Origin of the sequence: Treponema sp. UBA6852 (assembly GCA_002449305.1) — a bacterium.
GTDB lineage: Bacteria > Spirochaetota > Spirochaetia > Treponematales > Treponemataceae > Treponema_D.
Window position 1 is genome coordinate 24820 of record DKDI01000040.1, and the last position, 16969, is coordinate 41788.

Below are 16969 nucleotides of genomic sequence, written 5' to 3' on the forward strand. Positions count from 1 at the left end.
ATATCATATAGTATAATTTCTTGTAAATGAACATTTGTACATATTAATTTTTTAGAGGAGTGATATGAAATTTTTTACTTCGATTTTTCTAGTTGCTCTCATTTCTGTTTCGGCTGTTTTTTGTCAGTCTGCGGAAATTGTGGAGAAAACTGTATCTACTGAAAAGCTCACTTACGGAACTGCCGCGTATTTTACAGCAGTTGCAATGGGCTATATTTCAGATGACGATTCAGAAGAAGATGCCGTTGATGCTTGGAAAAAAATAGGAGAAGAGTATTCTAAACCAGCTATAAAAGCGGAGGTTTCCTCAGAAGATTTTATTAATTTTGAAAATCTTGCCTGGCTATGCTATTTTACTTGGAATGTTCCAGACAGCCTTATGATGAAGATTTTTCCAAGTCCGCGCTATGCCTTTAAGCAGCTCCGCAATGACGGCGTAATTCCTTCTTCGTTTGATCCAAAGCGCATTCCTACTGGCAGGGAATTTCTTAATGTTGTTACAGATTGCATTGATTTTTATGAGGTGAGAAACTAGCATGAATATGAAAAAATATTTTGCCGCCATTTTATTTTCAGTTTTATCTGCATTTGTTTTTTCAGCTGAACTTTCTTTCTTCTTGGGCGATAACACAGATTTGAAATTTGATGGTGAAGAGTACAGCGAGCCTACATTAAAGCAGAGCGAGGCTTTTTCTGCGCTTGCAAAAATTCCTTTCAATAAAAAAGGCACAACATTTCTTTCTTTGGAAGCAAGTATCAGTCATAGCTATGAAAAAATCTTTGGCGACCATGAAAATAGCGAAAATGAATTTATTGCAGATTTAAATGTTTTGAAGTTTTCTTCTATTATAGAGTGTTCTGCTGGGAAATTTTTCCTTGACGCAGGGCGTCTTTTCTTGACAGACATTTCGCAAACTATTTTTGCACAGTCAATTGACGGAGCTTACGCGCAGTTTTCTGCTTCTTGGCTTGATGTTTCTGTTTTTGGCGGATACACAGGACTTTTGAATCTAAAGAATACTTCGATTATGCACAGCGGTGGATATGTTTGGGAGCCGGTCGATGAAGATGAAAAGGACTTTTATGATTTTTGTGCTCCTTATATAGCAGGTGGTGCTAAAATCAGCTTCCCATATTTATTGCTCAACCAGACAATTTCTTTAGAAGGTCTTGGATTTTGGAACACAGAAGGTCCTGCTGATTCTCCAGAAGATGAAGACAACCGCTTTTATGGAACTTTGCGCTTGGATGGACCTCTTGCTCCTATGCTTTTTTACGGTTTGAGCGGAACTGCCAGCTCTACAGATTTTTCTGATTTTGGATTTTTGGGAAGAGCCAATATTTCTTTGTTCCCAGATTTTAAATCTTCTTCTATTACTCTTTCTGCTTCTTATGCTTCTGGAGATAGAGGTCCTTTTGTTCCGTTTATTGGATTCACACAGATTACAGCTTGTCTTTCAGCAGATGAGCCGATTTATTCAGGAATTTCAAAGGCTGGATTGTCTGCAACCATAATTCCAATTGACAAGCTTTATTGCGCTGTTGGTGGAGACGCTGTTTTCGTTGACAATGATAGCAGCGCATTTGATTATTGTGGTTTCCAAGTTTATGGAAATGCAAAATACCAGTTGTTCTCTGATGTTGCTTTGACACTTTATGCAAGTCATTTTGCAGGAGATTCAAGTGATTCTAGCAGAACAGAAATCGCGTTTAATGCGGTTATTTCGTTTTAACCGTAAAATTTTAGGAGGTGTTGTATGAAATTGAGTTTTAAGTTTTTGCCGTTGCTTGCTTTTGCAGTTTTTGCGGGCTTTTCAGCTTCTGCTTTGGAAGCAAAATTTGTAAGCATTGAAGGCAAGGTTGAAATTCTGGAAGGCGGAATGTGGATTCCAGTTGAAGAGGGCGATATTATTCAGGAAAAAGGCGCCGTTATTTCAACTGGATTTAAATCGAATGCTGTGGTTTCTGTAAAAGGAACAAATTTCACATTAGGACCGTTGACCAGAATTACAATTGAAAACATGGTTGCAATGGAAAACAAGGATTCAACTCAGATTTACATTGATTCTGGATCTCTCAAAGCAAATGTTTCTTCTTCTGACGGAAGAAAAGTTGGATTTAAAGTTCGTTCCGCAGTTGCAACAGCTTCTGTAAGAGGAACGGAATTTAGAGTTACTTCTTCTGGTCGCCTTTCTGTTACTCAGGGACTTGTAAGTTTTGGCGGTCCTGAATCTTCTTCTGCGGAAATTTCTAAAATAGAAGATAATTCAACTGATGTTGCTCCATCTGAAGAAAGCAATGCAGGAACAGTCGCTTCTACAAATGAAGCTTCTGATGGTAAAAATGTTGTTGCCGAAGAACATCCAAAATCAACTCCGTTTACTTCTAGCGCAGAAGTTGGAGAAAAAAATGGAGTTCCGGTTTTTGCAGGTCAGGTCAGCAAGTCTGATGTTATAGCAAGTAGGCCTTCAAATCCTCATACAGAAAAAGTTGCGGCAGTTTCTGGAAAAGGATTGGAAAATGAATCTATGGGAATGAACTTAATAAATACAACAAGTGTTGAGCCAGGTGCAGGTTCTAAATCTAGCTCTAATAAAGGCAATGGCTCGGTTGCTGTTACAATTAACTGGGCAGACTGATTTATTAACGAAAACTTGTGATTTTGTAAAGTAACCCAAAATGCGCCCCGTTGTTATTTTTGCAGCGGGGTTCGTTTGTTTTATAAAATGGAATTTTAAAAAAATGAAATTAAAAAAGAAAATTGCATTGATAGGAAAATTTCTTTTTTTTGCTTTTGCAATTGTTCTTGCAAGCTGCAAAGAAAAAAATGTTCCCAGTATAAAAATTGCTTCAGATGATTCTATTGAAATTCAGCCGCGCGAAAGTTTCTCTAAGCTAAAAGAAAATTTTTGGACAAGTGAAAATGGAATTGTCTGTGTTCTTATTGGATATGGCTTTAATGATGATGATTTTGTAAAAAAAGCGATAAATTCCTTGGAGAAGAAATTTGGACTTACAGAAAACGGAGGCCTTGTTCTTCCGATTGTTTTTCCAGATGATTTGCATGGCAGAATTTCTAGTTTGCGTGATATAATCGAAAAAAACAATGTTCATGGAATTGTTCTTCTTGGCGCGCCGGAAAATACGCATTCTCCACTTGCAAGAATAAAAGAAGAGTGGGATGGAAATCCTCCGTTCAATGTTTTTTCGATTTTTCCGCAGGATGATGTTTTGGGACAGGAATTTACTTGCAGTTTTGTGATTGACCATGAGTATGCGGCTGGAATTCAGTTTGGCGATGCAGAAAATAAAAATGAAGACGACGACACTTTGGCGCTTTTGATTTCGGCAGTTGAATATGCCGCGGAGCTTCCGTTTGTTCTTCCGCAGGACAGCGATCTTTATTATCATGTTCAGGCTGTGGCAGGAAAAAGAAAAGTTGCCCGCTACGTTGACAGCGAAACTGGAATTCAGTCAAGAAATCATTTTATAATTTTAAATTCGGCGGAATAAATTGAACACACTTTTACAAGATGAATCTTTGCTTATCGGCAGCCGTGAAGAAATACAAAAACTCGCAACAAAAGATTCTGCCCGAATTCTTGTTGTGTCGGATTCTCATGGCGCGTATTCTAATCTTTTGCTGATTTTGCGTCAGTTTGGAGTTATAAGCGATGCTCTTGTTTTTTGCGGTGATGGAATTTGCGATATTTCCAAGCTGATTTCAAATGCTGTTGATGAAGATGAAATTAAAGCTATTATTCCGCCTGTAATTGGAATTGTCGAAGGAAACAATGACGCGGACCTTTATCCTGTTAGAAATGTTCTTTCCGATGAGCCTTATTATGTTCAGCTGAAAGTTCCAATTTTTAATGTGCTTGAAGCCTGCGGGCAAAGAATTTATTTTACGCACGGACACAGAAATTCCCTTTACCTTGGAACTGGAGAAATTGTTTCCGCGGCAAAGAAAAACAACTGTAAGATTGCGCTTTACGGCCACACTCACATTGCAGCAGAAAAACTTGGCGAAGTTTTTACTATAAATCCAGGAAGCTGTTTTAGACCTCGTGGCGGTCAAAAACCTTCATTTGCAATGTTAAATTTAACAAAAAACATCGGATTTGAATGTATTTTTTATGAACTTTCGATTTCTGGAAGCAAAACGTTTTTTCCGGCTAGGACTTTTTGAAAATGCCGTTGCTTGAGCTAAAAAATATTTACTATGAATATCCTCGCACAAATAAAATCGCGCTTGACAATATAAATTTTTCTGTGAGCCAAGGTGAATACATTGCGCTTCTTGGACTTAACGGTTCTGGAAAAAGCACGCTTGCCCGTCTTATTGCTGGATTTTTTGAGCCTTTAAAAGGTGAAATTATAAAGCAAAATGGAATTCTTCCAGGCATTGTTTTTCAGCAGCCAAAAGAGCAGATTGTAGCTGGAATCGTTGAGCGCGACACAGCTTTTGGTCCTCAGAATCTTAGCATGACAGAAGCGGAAATTGAACTGCGCACAATCGAATGTCTTTCCATTGTTTCTCTTGTGGACAAGGCGTTAAGTAAAACTTTTGAGCTTTCTTTGGGGCAAACACAGCGGCTTGCTTTCAGCGGAATTCTTGCGCTTTTTCCAGATTTACTGATTCTTGACGAAGCCACGGCTATGCTTGATCCGGACTCAAAAAAACAACTTGTGGAATTTGTAAATGCTTGGAACAAAAAAGGGCACACTGTTATTTCTGTTACGCACGATTTGGACGAAGCTTTGGCTGCAAAAAGAATCGTTGTAATGGAGCAGGGGCGGATAATTTTTGACGGGGCGCCAAAAGAGTTTAAAGAAAACAAAAATGTTTTTGAATCGATTTTCGGAATTGACGGAGAATACACTTCATTTGAAAGTTTAAATTCAGCAAAAAATAAATTTGAAGAAGCAGCTTTAAAAGTTCAAGAGCTTTCATTTTCCTATGGAACTTTTTCAGTTTTTAAAAATATTTCTTTTGAGCTTAAAAAAGGTAGTCTTGTTGCTTTGACTGGTCCGAGCGGCTGCGGAAAATCAACTTTATTTGAATGTCTTGCAGGTCTTAAAAAAAATCAAAGCGGAAAAATTTATGCTTTGTCTCGCCCCGTTCTTGGCTTGCAAGAAAGCGAAGCTGCGTTGTTTGAGCCATATTCTGCAGATGACGTTGCGTTTGGTCCTAAAAATAAAAATGTAAAAGGTAAAGAGCTTTTTGAGCGCGTAAAAAATTCCATGGAACTTGCCGGACTTGATTACAAAAAATACGGAAATCTTCCTGTTGTTTCGCTTAGCGGCGGTGAAAAACGAAAACTTTCTGTTGCGGGGCTTGTTGCTCTTGATAGTGATATTTTTATTTTTGACGAGCCGACTGCTGGCTTGGATCCGATTTCAAGAAAAAATCTTCTTGCATCTTTTAGAAAACTTACAGAAAGCGGAAAGACTGTTTTATTTAGCACACACAGATTTCAGGAAGCTGAAGCTGCGGATTTTAGACTTCGTTGGGAAGATTTGATTTCTAAGCATGAAGAAAAAAATTCAGATTCAGATTTGGGCAATTTAAAGGAAATGGAGCTAATTGAAAATGCTTCACTTCTTGAAAAAATTTCTAAAGCGGCTTCAGTTTTTTCTACGCCGGAAAAAATTCCGCATTCAATTATAAATTCCCTTTCAGCAGGCAAGAAAACATTTTTATTTTTGTTTTTATTCTTTGTTTCAATTTTGCTTCCGTTTCCGGCTTGCGTTGCGATGGTTTTTGTCAATGTTTTGTATTCAGTTCTTTCCAAGTCGCCACTAAAAAATGCTTTTAAAATAATTGCAAAACTTGTTCCTTGGATTGTAATTTTTTCTTTGCTTGGAATTATTCTTTTTCCAGTTTACGAAGAAGATAAAATTCTTTTCAGCTGGAAAATAATTTTTGTTACGCAGCGTAAACTTTTGCTTTTTGCCGCTTCCTTTGTTCATTCTGTTTGTGCAATTTTTGCGATTGGAACTTATATTTTTACTGCGGATGAACGGCAGGTTATGGACGGAATTTCCTCTATTTTAAAGCCGCTGAATTTTTTTAAATTCCCTGTCAGATGCGTTGTTTTGATAGTTGGAATTATTTTTAGATTTATACCGTTGCTTTTAGATGAATTTTCGGGCATTATAAAAACACAGATTATCCGCGGAACATTTGGAAATGCAAAGGGAATAAAAAAATTAAAATCGATAATTCCTGTTTTTGTGCCGCTTGTTCTTCAGACAATCCGAAAAGCACGTTGCCTTGCGGATGCTCTTACTGCAAGATATTTTAAATAGTTTAGTTGGAGAAAATATGCTTAGCATGAAAACTTTAGTCGCTCTTATTGCGGTTTTGATGTACGCGCTTGTAATTTTATTTCAGAATAAAAAAGTTTTGTTTACAACTGGAGCGGCGGTTCTTGTTGTTGTTATTGCGACTTTTTTTCCGGGACAAATTTTTCCGCTTCCGCAGGATGTAGTTGCGCTTGAAGGTCAGTTTCCGCAGAGAATATACGCGTTTTATCATTCTGTATTTGAAATCATAAACTGGAACGTTATTATGATTTATCTTGGCAGCATGGTTATCGCATCTCTTTTTATTTATTCAAAAGTTCCAGTAAAAATCGCTGACAAAATTGTGAACAGTAGCCGGAACACTTGCATTGCAATGGTTGCGATTCTTGCAATGACAGGAATAATTTCAATTTTTGTTGAAAATGTTGCTACAGTTCTTGTAATGGCTCCAATCGGACTTGCGCTTTGCTCAAAGCTAAAAACGAATCCTACATTTTTTATGATGGGACTTGCCGTTATGAGCAACCTTGAAGGAACTGCGACTTTAGTTGGAGATCCGCCTTCAATGATTTTTGCAAGCTATGCTGGATATAGTTTTAACGATTTCTTCTTTTATTTGGGCAAGCCTTCAATCTTTTTTATAATTCAAACTGGAATGGTTGCCGGATGCATTTTCTTTTATTTCTTCTTTGCGAAAAACAGAAAAAATAAAGTTCAGGTTGAAAGTGAAAAAGTTGTTTCCTGGGTTCCTTTTGCTTGTCTTTTGCTTATGATTTTTGGACTTGCCGCAGTTTCATTTGTAAATACCAGGTTTGAGTATTTGAGCGGAACTTTAGTAATGTCGATTGGAATTTTGTGCTTGCTTTGGTTCAAATTGTTTCAGAAAAAAACAAACGCCGAAACTGCAAAAGTTGTAAAAGAACTTGACTGGGAAACTATTTTTTTCCTGCTTGGAATTTTTGTTGTAATCGGCGCAATAAAAGAGACTGGGCTTTTGAATGACCTTGCTGATTTGCTTGTGAATGTTACAGGCGGCTCTGAAATTGCGGGCTTTGTTATAATACTTTTGATTTCTGTCATTGTAAGCGGATTTGTTGACAATGTTCCTTATATAATTGCAATGCTTCCTGTTGCGGGTGGAATGGCATCTCAAATCGGAATAAATCCAGAGCTTTTTATGTTTGCGCTTTTAGTCGGAAGCTGCCTCGGCGGAAACCTTACACCTTTTGGTGCAAGCGCGAATATTGTTGCAATGGGAATTTTAAAGAAAGAAAATTATCCTATGAAATTTTCCGGCTGGCTTAAAATTGGAGTTCCGTTCACTCTTATTACAACAGCTGCCGCATCTGCTTTGCTTTGGTTTATCTGGGCATAATTTTTATGCTGAAACTGAAACAACTGCACCTGCTTCCGGCATTAAACCTGCAAGTCCGTAGGCTGACTGCCCTTGTGCGCTGCTGGCGGCAATCGCAGTTTTTATTTGCTGCTGGTAGCTTTTTATAAGTTCATCTTTTTGTTCTTCGGAAAGTCCTGAAGCTTCATCTTCTGAAAGGGCTGGCTTTTGCTTCATGGAAACAAGCTGGGAAATCAGTGTATTTAAAATGCGCAGACGGTTTATTGGAACTCCGCGCTGTCCATGCTCAGTTGCAGTTCCGTGCACATAATCAAATTGAGAATATATGACTGCGCTAGGCTTTACTGGAACACAGAGCGAGCCTGAAGAAGTAGAGAAGAGAGTTCTGTAAGATGCCGCATTTAGGCTGATTCCGTTTGAATACATAAGTCTACCCTCAGTTTTTAGTGCAAGCGATTTTCTTTACACTATCTTATGTATCGGAATTTAAAATAAAAAGTTTAGCTGGCTTTTTTGAACTTAAAAAATTAATAGAACTGCTTTGTCCATTCAGCAATTCGTTCTTCAAGCGACTGAACTGCGCCTGAATTTTCAGTTTTTGTACTGTCTTTTAAATACGGAATTATTACATTTGATTTTAGGCTGTTCCATCTATATGGAAGAATATTCGGCAATATTATAAATTGTTCCGGCGGCATATTTCCTAAAAGATGTCTGTAGAATGCCGGATAAAATTTTTCGTTTACTTCGCGCAAGGTAGAAAATCCGCCTGCAATCCCAAAGTTTACAGTGTCCAATTTCATGCTTTCTGTGCGCTCAATTAAAAGCTGTTGAGTTTCAATTTTCATAAACCAGGAAATAAATTCTTCTGCTTGCGCTGAATGCTCTGATTTTTTGTAAAGCCCGATTGTCAGAATATTGTCTTCAACTGGAATTTTATTGTCCTGTTCAATCCATCTAAAAGAAAGATCTGTAATCTGCGCATCTGTGAGCGTAAAAAGCTTATCGCTGGTTGTATAAGAAAAAAGGCATCGTGTTGTGGCAACCTGCTTGTACCCCGGCATATAAAGGTAGCGGAACTGAAAGTTTTGCTCTGCGGAAGTGCTGGAATTTCGCGCGATTGTCCATTGGCGCATTTCAGAAATTGAAGTTTCCATCGCTTTTTCGTTCCATATAAAGCTTGTTCCTTTTTCGTGGTAGGCGGCTCCGAAAAGTTTTGTTACAAGATACATAAAATCTGCATCCCAGGAAGGCGCATACCCCATTGCTGTATATGTTCCGTTTTTATTTTTTTTGTTGAATGCTGCTGAAAATGTCCTTATCTGCTCAAGATTTAAAAAATGCTCTGATTCTACAAAGCTTTCATTTTTTTTGCTGAAAACCATTGCTGGCAAATTGAAGCTTATGGGAATAAGATATTGCTTGTCGTTTATTTGTCCGTATTCAAGAAGCTGTTTATAAAACAAAGTGCGGTTCAGGCTTTTCTCTTGAAAAAGATAATCCAGCGGCTGAAAATATTTTCGTGTTGTAGAATTTTTGAGCCAGGAACCTATGACTAAATCCGGGGTAAGCTCGTCTTTTGCCGACGGAAGTGAACGCGCCGCTTCATCTTTGTAGACTGCAAATGCGTTTATGTTTTCGTGCGTGGCATTAAAAAGCTCCACATAGGAAACAATTTCTGCATTGTCTGTCCAGATAATTAATGGCTTGCTTCCCGAATTTTTACAGGAGGCAAGCAAAAGAGAAATCAGCGCGGCTATAAATGCAAGAATCTTTTTATTTTCCAAGTTCATCCGCAACGTCGTAAATCGCCTGATAAACAATGTTGATTTTTTCTTCATCAAGGCTTGAGAAAGCAACTCTTAAAGTTTTTGCGTCTATGGAAATTGTTCCGATTCCGCGGTCAGTCAAAAGTTTTTGTCTTAACTTTTCTGCGTCAATGTTCATTGTGTCAAAAGACATAAAGTAGCCGGAATTGAATGGCAGCGGCTTTATGAATTTGCTTTCGTGTGTGGAAACAAATTCGCGCACAAGTTTATAACGGCGTTCAAGGATTTTGCGGAATTCGGCTTTTTCTTCTTCAAATTTTCCGTCTGATGCCGCTTTTAAAATCAGCGACTGAGATGGAGTTGCCGCGCATGAAACTGATGAGCGGATTGCAGCCATAAGTTTTTTTACAAGAGCTTCGTATTGCGCATCAGAAAGTCCTTTGCAGCCAAAAGTTATAAATCCAGTTCTGAATCCCCAGGCAAAATCTTCTTTTGTAGGTCCGTCAATTTTTGCGGCAAGAACATTTTCGTGCAGGTCGCACAGATATGCAAATAGCGACTGTTTTTCTATATCGTCTTCATAGTTCAGTCCGAAGTACGCATCATCGCACCAAACCATTACTTTTGCGCCTTTTTCCGCAATTTCCTTTACAATTGAAACAAGCTGTTTTGCTTCGTCTGAAGTTGGACTGTAGCCTGAAGGGTTCTGCGGAAAATTCAGAAGAATCCGAACAGAGCCAGATTCAGCCTGTTTTTGCATAGTTTCTTTCAATCCTTCAATGTTGAATTTTCCATCCTTGAACATCTTGAACTGAACAAATTTTGCGTTTCGTCTTGCTTCGGCAATAAGAACGTAATTGTCCCAAGACGGATCTGCTGCAACAAGCGGCTTTGTTTCATCAAGGAAAAGGTCTGCAAGGTAGGAAATTCCCGCTGTAAGTCCAGGAACAACAACCGGCAATGAGAATTTTTTATCTTTTAAAAGCGGATTTTTGCGGATAATTGATTCTTTCCACATTGCACGCAAATCTGGATTTCCTGCTGTCGGCGCATATCCTACAAGTTCTGAAGAAGTTAAGTCCGGCACATATTTTTTTATAGAAGGAAGCATAATAGGTTTGCCTTCAACAACTGTGGTTCCGATTGTTCCGTTCGCAGTTTTTCCAAGTTTTTTGGCTTCTGCGCTTTGTGCGATTATTCCCTTTGGAAAGTAAAGTCTTGTTCCAACATCAGAAAGCAGCTCGCCTGGCGTTGTGCCTTTGAGCGCGTCATTTAATTCTTGTGCTAATGGGTTTATCATGATTGCAAATTATAGCTTTTTTGCCTGTTTGTTTCAATAATTTTGAGTTGCAGGATAAATGTAGAGTTTTGTATTTTGATATGTCATTATCGGACTTGATCCGATAATCTTATGTTACAAATTTTGCTAGATTCCTTGATCAAGTCAGGGAATGACAAGTGTCGTGGCACAAAAATGAAGTTTCTTGAAAATCTTTTGAATTTAACTTGAAAAATTTAATAGATTTTATTATATTTAAAGAAATTAGCAATAGCTAACTATTCTTTTTATCCCAGGAGGAAATTATGGGCGGTTGTAAAATTCAGAAAATTGTCGGACGTGAAATTCTTGATTCTCGCGGAAATCCTACAGTAGAAGTTGACGTTACTTTGGAAAGCGGCGCGTTTGGCAGAGCATCAGTTCCTTCTGGAGCTTCTACTGGTGAGAATGAAGCTCTTGAATTGCGCGACGGAGACAAAAAACGCTACTTGGGAAAAGGCGTTCTCAAGGCAGTTGAAAATGTTAACAAAGTAATTGCTCCGGCTCTTATCGGAATGTGCGGACTTGAGCAGCGCTCGATTGACAAAAAAATGATTGAGCTTGACGGAACAAAAACAAAGTCCAAGCTTGGAGCAAATGCAATTCTTGGAGTTTCACTTGCAGTGGCAAAAGCAGCCGCAGCTTACCTTGGCATTCCTCTTTACCGTTACATTGGCGGAACAAATACTTACACATTGCCAGTTCCAATGATGAACATTATAAATGCCGGACAGCATTCAGACGCTCCTATCGCATTCCAGGAATTTATGATTCGCCCGGTTGGAGCTTCTTCATTTAAAGAAGGAATCCGCATGGGAACAGAGGTTTTCCATAGCTTGAAGGCTGTTTTAAAGGCACGCGGACTTTCAACTGCTGTTGGCGATGAAGGCGGTTTTGCTCCTAAACTTGACGGAACAGAAGATGCTCTTGATACAATCGTAAAGGCTATAAAAGAAGCTGGGTATGAGCCTGGAAAAGATGTAAAAATCGCAATGGACTGCGCTTCCTCTGAATTCTATGAAAACGGAATTTACGATTATACTTGGAAAGAAGGCGCGGACGGAAAAAAACTTACTTCGGCACAGCAGGCAGATTATCTTGCAGATCTTATTTCAAAGTATCCTATTGATTCAATTGAAGACGGAATGGCGGAAAGCGACTGGGAAGGCTGGAAACTTCTTACTGATAAAATCGGCTCAAAATGTCAGCTTGTTGGCGATGACCTTTTTGTTACAAATGTTGAATATCTAAAGAAAGGAATCGAGCTTGGATGCGCAAATTCAATTCTTATAAAAGTAAATCAGATTGGCTCTCTTACAGAAACTCTTGATGCAATTGAAATGGCTCACCGCCACGGATATACAAGTGTAACTTCGCACCGTTCCGGCGAAACAGAAGATTCAACAATTGCCGACATCGCAGTTGCAACAAATTCAGGACAGATTAAAACAGGTTCCGCATCTCGTTCAGACCGCATGGCAAAGTACAATCAGCTTTTGCGCATAGAAGAAGAACTTGGAGACTTGGCGGTTTACGGCTACAAGAGAGTGAAATAGCTGTTTTTAATTTTTATACAATAGGGTTCAACCTCGAGACCTTTGTAGAATATGCTCCGGGAAAAGGAATGTAAGCCTCCTTGCCCGGAGTTTTTTTTGTTTCGGGAAAAAATTTACGGTTTTGCAGTTCTGCATTTTTCTTACAACAAAAAAATCCTAATAAGTTTCTTTCCTTTTTTATGGATTTATTCAAAAAATCACATAAATTAACAAAATAATCAAGAAAATTGGGAATTCAGGAAACGTTTCATATTGTATACTTTAATCAAGCTAAAAAGTAACGGAACGTTTTTGGAGTTCTGTTAACTAAAAAAAAATAAGATATGCATTTTTAAGGAGGTTTATCTTATGAAAAAAATTATCGCTGTTCTTTTGGCTTGCGCTCTTGTGCTTCCATGTTTCGCAGCAAAAAAGAAAGGAACAAAAGTAGGTGTTTCTATGCCTACAAAAGACTTGCAGAGATGGAACCAGGACGGAGCAAACATGAAGGCTCAGCTGGAAAAAGCAGGCTATGTTGTTGACTTGCAGTATGCTAACAACGACATTGCAACTCAGGTTTCCCAGATTGAAAACATGATTACTGGAAAATGCAATGTTCTTGTTGTTGCTTCTATTGATGGTTCAGCTCTTAAAAACGCGCTTGACGGTGCAAAGAAAAAGAGAATTCCGGTTATTGCTTATGACCGCTTGATTATGAACACAAATTCAGTTTCTTACTATGCAACATTCGACAACTACAAAGTAGGAACAATTCAGGGTGAATATCTTGTTGACAAGCTGAATCTCAAGAACCGCACAAAATCAGATCCTGCTTACATCGAATTCTTCACAGGTTCTCCAGATGACAACAACATCAACTTCTTCTTCGGCGGAGCAATGGACACACTCAAGCCTTACCTTGACAGCGGAGTTCTCGTTTGCCGTTCAGGACAGACTTCAAAAGCACAGTGCGCAACTTTGAACTGGTCTACAGAAGAAGGTCAGAAACGCATGGAAAACCTTATTACTTCAAATGGATACGGTCCACGCGGAACAAAACTTGACGCTGTTTATTCTTCAAACGACTCTGTTGCAATGGGAATTACAAACGCTCTTGTTGCAGCTGGCTACACAAAGGCAAACTTCCCGATTGTTACTGGACAAGACTGCGACATTGGTTCTGTAAAGAACATGCTCAAGGGAACTCAGGCAATGTCTGTTTTCAAAGACACACGCACTTTGGCAGAAAAAGTTGTTGGAATGGTTGACGCTCTTCTTCAGGGAACAAAACCAGAAATCAACGACACAAAGACTTATGACAATGGCAAAGGAATTGTTCCTTCATACCTTTGTGATCCAGTTTACGCTGATGTTTCAAACTACAAGGCTCTCCTTGTTGATTCTGGATACTACACAGAAGCTCAGCTTAAATAGCAAAAGCTAAAATGGTCAAGGCGGGGTCAAAAGCCCCGTCTTTTTTAGAAGTTTATAATCGGCTTAAAATAGGAGATTCCAATGGCAAAAGCATTATTGGAAATGCGGAATATTACAAAAGAGTTTCCTGGCGTCAAAGCTCTGAACAACGTTACGCTTTCTGTAGAAGAAGGCGAGATTCATGCTCTTTGCGGCGAAAACGGAGCTGGAAAGTCTACTCTTATGAATGTTTTAAGCGGCATTTACGGATACGGCTCTTATTCCGGCGATATTATCTATGACGGCAAACTCTGCAAATTCCAGACAATAAAAGACAGTGAATCGCTGGGCATTGTAATTATTCATCAGGAGTTGGCTCTTGTTCCTCTTCTGACGATTGCAGAAAATATGTTCCTTGGAAATGAGCGCGGCTCAAAATTCAAGGTTGACTGGGCAGAAACATTCGACAAGGCTGATTCCCTTCTTGCGGAAGTTGGTCTTAAAGAATCATCACATACACTTATAAAGGACATTGGCGTTGGCAAGCAGCAGCTTGTAGAAATTGCCAAGGCACTTGGAAAAAAAGTTCGGCTTTTGATTTTGGACGAGCCAACCGCTTCATTGAATGAAAACGAATCCAAGCATCTTTTGGATTTGCTCCTTGAATTCAAAAAGCATGGAATGACTTCAATTATTATTTCCCACAAGCTGAATGAAATTTCTTATGTTGCTGACAAAATTACAGTTATCCGCGACGGCGCTGTAATAAAAACGCTCGACAAGAGCAAAGACGATTTTTCAGAGAATACAATTATTGCGGCGATGGTTGGCCGTGATATTACAGATAGATTTCCTAAGCGCGCTTCAAAAGTTGGAGATGTCTGCTTTGAAGTCAAGAACTGGTGCGTTGATCATCCTGTTTTCGACGGAATCAAGGTTTGCGACAATGTGAATTTCAATTTGCGCAAAGGCGAAGTTCTTGGAATTTCGGGGCTTATGGGAGCCGGGCGCACTGAACTTGCAATGAGCGTTTTTGGGCATTCTTATGGCGCGAATATTTCCGGACAGATTTTTCTTAACGGAAAAGAAATTGAGCTTCCGAATGTAAAGTCCGCAATCAACCACAAGATTGCCTATGTTACAGAAGACCGCAAAGGCAATGGACTTATTCTTTCAGAAACAATTACACAGAATACAATTTCTGCAAAGCCGGAAAAAGTTTCCAAGCATGGAATTTACAACTTTGACGAATGCCGGCGCGTTGCCCAGGATTCAGCAAAGGAAATGCGTACAAAATGCGCAAGTGTAGACGAAGCTGTAGGAAATCTTTCGGGCGGAAATATGCAGAAAGTTCTTCTTGGAAAATGGCTTTTTGCAGACCCGGATATTCTGATTCTTGATGAGCCGACACGCGGAATTGATGTTGGCGCAAAATACGAGATTTACTGCATTATAAACCGCATGGTTGCAGAAGGAAAATCTGTAATTTTGATTTCTTCTGAAATGCCGGAAGTACTTGGAATGAGTGACCGCATTTATGTTATGAATGAAGGCCGCATGATTGCAGAAATGGACGCTAAGGATGCAAGTCAGGAAAAAATCATGTCATGCATCATCAACTCGGAAAATAAATAGCCTAACCTAATTAAGGAGTGTAAGATAAAACAGTCGAAATAGCGTCTGTTTTATCTACTTAAAGTTTGCGTTGCAAACTTTTTATTAAATGCAATTTCTCACTTTGTTGCGAAATTGTGTTAAAAAGTCAAATCGGAAATTGATATTTCCTCATTGACTTTTTATAGGAGTGTAAATATGGCAGTTAACACAAACAGCTTAAAGAAAATGCTTAAGGGCAACACGATGATTTTTATTCTTCTGGCGGTCATGCTGTTTTTTCAGGCTTTGATTGTTGGATTCGGAAAAGGCTCGCTTTTTGCTCCGGAAAATATTACAAACCTTATAAACCAGAACGCTTGGGTTGTAATTCTTGCAACTGGTATGCTTCTGTGTATTCTTACCGGCGGAAACATTGACCTTTCTGTTGGTTCTGTAATTTGTCTTGTTGGCGCGGTTGCAGGAATTTTAATTGTAAATCTTGGCTGGCCAGTTATTCCTTCGATTATTGTATGTCTTATTGTCGGAACAGCAATCGGCGCATGGCATGGATTTTTTATTGCCTATGTTCATATTCCGCCGTTTATTTGTACTTTGTCCGGAATGCTTTTGTGGCGCGGAGTTGCCTTGATTCTTCTTGGCGGAATGACAATTTCTCCGTTCCCTTCAACATTCATGAATATCTTTAACAGCTATCTTCCAGACCTTGCGCTTGAGCAGGCAACAGACGAGCTTTTTGAAGCCTCAGAAGATGCCTATTATGCTCTTGTTGACAAGAATGCGCAGATTACTTTGATTGTAACTTTGATTATTGCCGTTATCTGCTGCTTTGTTACTGTTGCTTCCGCAGTTTGTAGCCGCGCCTCAAAAAAGAGAAAGGGATATTCTGTATCTTCTGCAGGCTCGTTTATTGGAAAGCAGGTTGTTTTGTGTGCTGTGATTATGCTTGTTGGCTGGCTTCTTGCCCAGGACAAAGGACTTCCGCTTATTCTTGTAATTCTTGCGGTGATTGTCGGAATCTATTCTTACTACACACAAAATACAGTTCCTGGCCGCTATCTTTATGCAATCGGCGGAAATGAAAAAGCTGCCCGTCTTTCCGGTGTAAACACAGACAACGTTATGTTCTTTGCTTACACAAACATGGGATTCATTGCGGCTGTTGCTGGCCTTGTTTGTGCTGCCCGATTGAACTCTGCTGCTCCTACTGTTGGAACAAGCTACGAAATGGATGCAATTGCGTCATGCTTTATTGGCGGAGCTTCAGCTTATGGTGGAACAGGAACTGTAGGCGGTGCTGTAATCGGCGCTGTCTTTATGGGAATCCTTAACAACGGTATGTCGATTCTTGGTGTTGATGCTAACTGGCAGCGCGCTGTAAAAGGTCTTGTTCTTTTGCTTGCTGTAATCTTTGATGTTGTTTCAAAGAAAAGAAGCAGTTCAAAATAAAAGTTAATTCTTATTCATTTTTTTCCTCCTTTTGTTTTGCCCGGTGTCTAAAAAGATGCCGGGTATTTTTTTATATTTAGGTTCAATTTCAAGTTTTGATAAAAACAGTTACCTAACTGTCATTCCAGTGCTAGAAAGTCTGTCATTGCCGTTCTTGACACGGCAATCTGATGTAAATTTGCAATGGATTATTAACCGAGTTTCTTTC

General features: G+C 39.1%; 14 protein-coding genes. 11 read left to right on the forward strand and 3 right to left on the reverse strand.

Annotation, left to right across the window (positions count from 1 at the left end):
• Window positions 1-64 precede the first annotated feature (64 nt).
• The 7 genes from B3209_RS09220 (at window position 65) to B3209_RS09250 (ending at window position 7684) form a co-directional block, all read left to right on the forward strand.
• The gene (locus tag B3209_RS09220) at window positions 65-535 is read left to right on the forward strand and encodes a hypothetical protein (RefSeq protein ID WP_296664445.1); all 471 of its coding nucleotides are present in this window, start codon (window positions 65-67) and stop codon (window positions 533-535) included.
• Window positions 536-542: 7 nt separating this feature from the next.
• Window positions 543-1733 (forward strand): hypothetical protein, encoded by a 1191-nt coding sequence (locus tag B3209_RS09225; protein ID WP_296690552.1) that lies wholly within the window; start codon window positions 543-545, stop codon window positions 1731-1733.
• Window positions 1734-1757: 24 nt separating this feature from the next.
• The gene (locus B3209_RS09230) at window positions 1758-2639 is read left to right on the forward strand and encodes a FecR family protein (RefSeq protein WP_296664450.1); all 882 of its coding nucleotides are present in this window, start codon (window positions 1758-1760) and stop codon (window positions 2637-2639) included.
• Window positions 2640-2742: 103 nt separating this feature from the next.
• Window positions 2743-3513: a hypothetical protein gene (locus B3209_RS09235; protein WP_296664452.1), complete on the forward strand. Its 771-nt coding sequence runs from the start codon at window positions 2743-2745 to the stop codon at window positions 3511-3513.
• A gap of 1 nt (window position 3514) precedes the next feature.
• Window positions 3515-4189, forward strand: coding sequence for a YfcE family phosphodiesterase (locus B3209_RS09240; protein WP_296664454.1), 675 nt, complete (start codon window positions 3515-3517; stop codon window positions 4187-4189).
• A 2-nt stretch (window positions 4190-4191) separates the two neighbouring features.
• Window positions 4192-6312 carry an energy-coupling factor transporter ATPase gene (locus B3209_RS09245; RefSeq protein ID WP_296664456.1) on the forward strand — a complete coding sequence of 707 codons (2121 nt, stop codon included), beginning with the start codon at window positions 4192-4194 and terminating at the stop codon, window positions 6310-6312.
• 16 nt (window positions 6313-6328) lie between these two features.
• Window positions 6329-7684: an SLC13 family permease gene (locus B3209_RS09250; RefSeq protein WP_296664458.1), complete on the forward strand. Its 1356-nt coding sequence runs from the start codon at window positions 6329-6331 to the stop codon at window positions 7682-7684.
• A gap of 3 nt (window positions 7685-7687) precedes the next feature.
• On the opposite strand, the gene B3209_RS09255 is transcribed toward B3209_RS09250, so the two are convergent.
• From B3209_RS09255 to B3209_RS09265, 3 genes are all read right to left on the reverse strand, one after another.
• Window positions 7688-8089, reverse strand: coding sequence for a hypothetical protein (locus B3209_RS09255; protein WP_296664460.1), 402 nt, complete (start codon window positions 8087-8089; stop codon window positions 7688-7690).
• Window positions 8090-8190: 101 nt separating this feature from the next.
• On the reverse strand, window positions 8191-9456 hold the full coding sequence (locus tag B3209_RS09260) for a hypothetical protein (protein WP_296664472.1): 1266 nt from the start codon (window positions 9454-9456) through the stop codon (window positions 8191-8193).
• Entirely contained in the window at window positions 9440-10732 is a 1293-nt protein-coding gene (locus B3209_RS09265; protein ID WP_296664462.1) for an aminotransferase class I/II-fold pyridoxal phosphate-dependent enzyme, read from the reverse strand. The genes B3209_RS09260 and B3209_RS09265 overlap by 17 nt, the downstream gene beginning before the upstream one ends.
• Window positions 10733-11016: 284 nt before the next feature.
• Here B3209_RS09265 and eno point away from each other — a divergent pair, with 284 nt between their 5' ends.
• The 4 genes from eno (at window position 11017) to mmsB (ending at window position 16761) form a co-directional block, all read left to right on the forward strand.
• Window positions 11017-12306, forward strand: a complete 1290-nt coding sequence (gene eno / locus B3209_RS09270; RefSeq protein ID WP_296664464.1) for a phosphopyruvate hydratase — start codon at window positions 11017-11019, stop codon at window positions 12304-12306.
• 348 nt (window positions 12307-12654) lie between these two features.
• Window positions 12655-13719 carry a multiple monosaccharide ABC transporter substrate-binding protein gene (chvE, locus tag B3209_RS09275; RefSeq protein WP_273352073.1) on the forward strand — a complete coding sequence of 355 codons (1065 nt, stop codon included), beginning with the start codon at window positions 12655-12657 and terminating at the stop codon, window positions 13717-13719.
• A gap of 81 nt (window positions 13720-13800) precedes the next feature.
• The gene (mmsA, locus tag B3209_RS09280; protein WP_296664467.1) at window positions 13801-15333 is read left to right on the forward strand and encodes a multiple monosaccharide ABC transporter ATP-binding protein; all 1533 of its coding nucleotides are present in this window, start codon (window positions 13801-13803) and stop codon (window positions 15331-15333) included.
• A 177-nt stretch (window positions 15334-15510) separates the two neighbouring features.
• Entirely contained in the window at window positions 15511-16761 is a 1251-nt protein-coding gene (gene mmsB, locus B3209_RS09285) for a multiple monosaccharide ABC transporter permease (RefSeq protein WP_295800204.1), read from the forward strand.
• Window positions 16762-16969 lie beyond the last annotated feature (208 nt).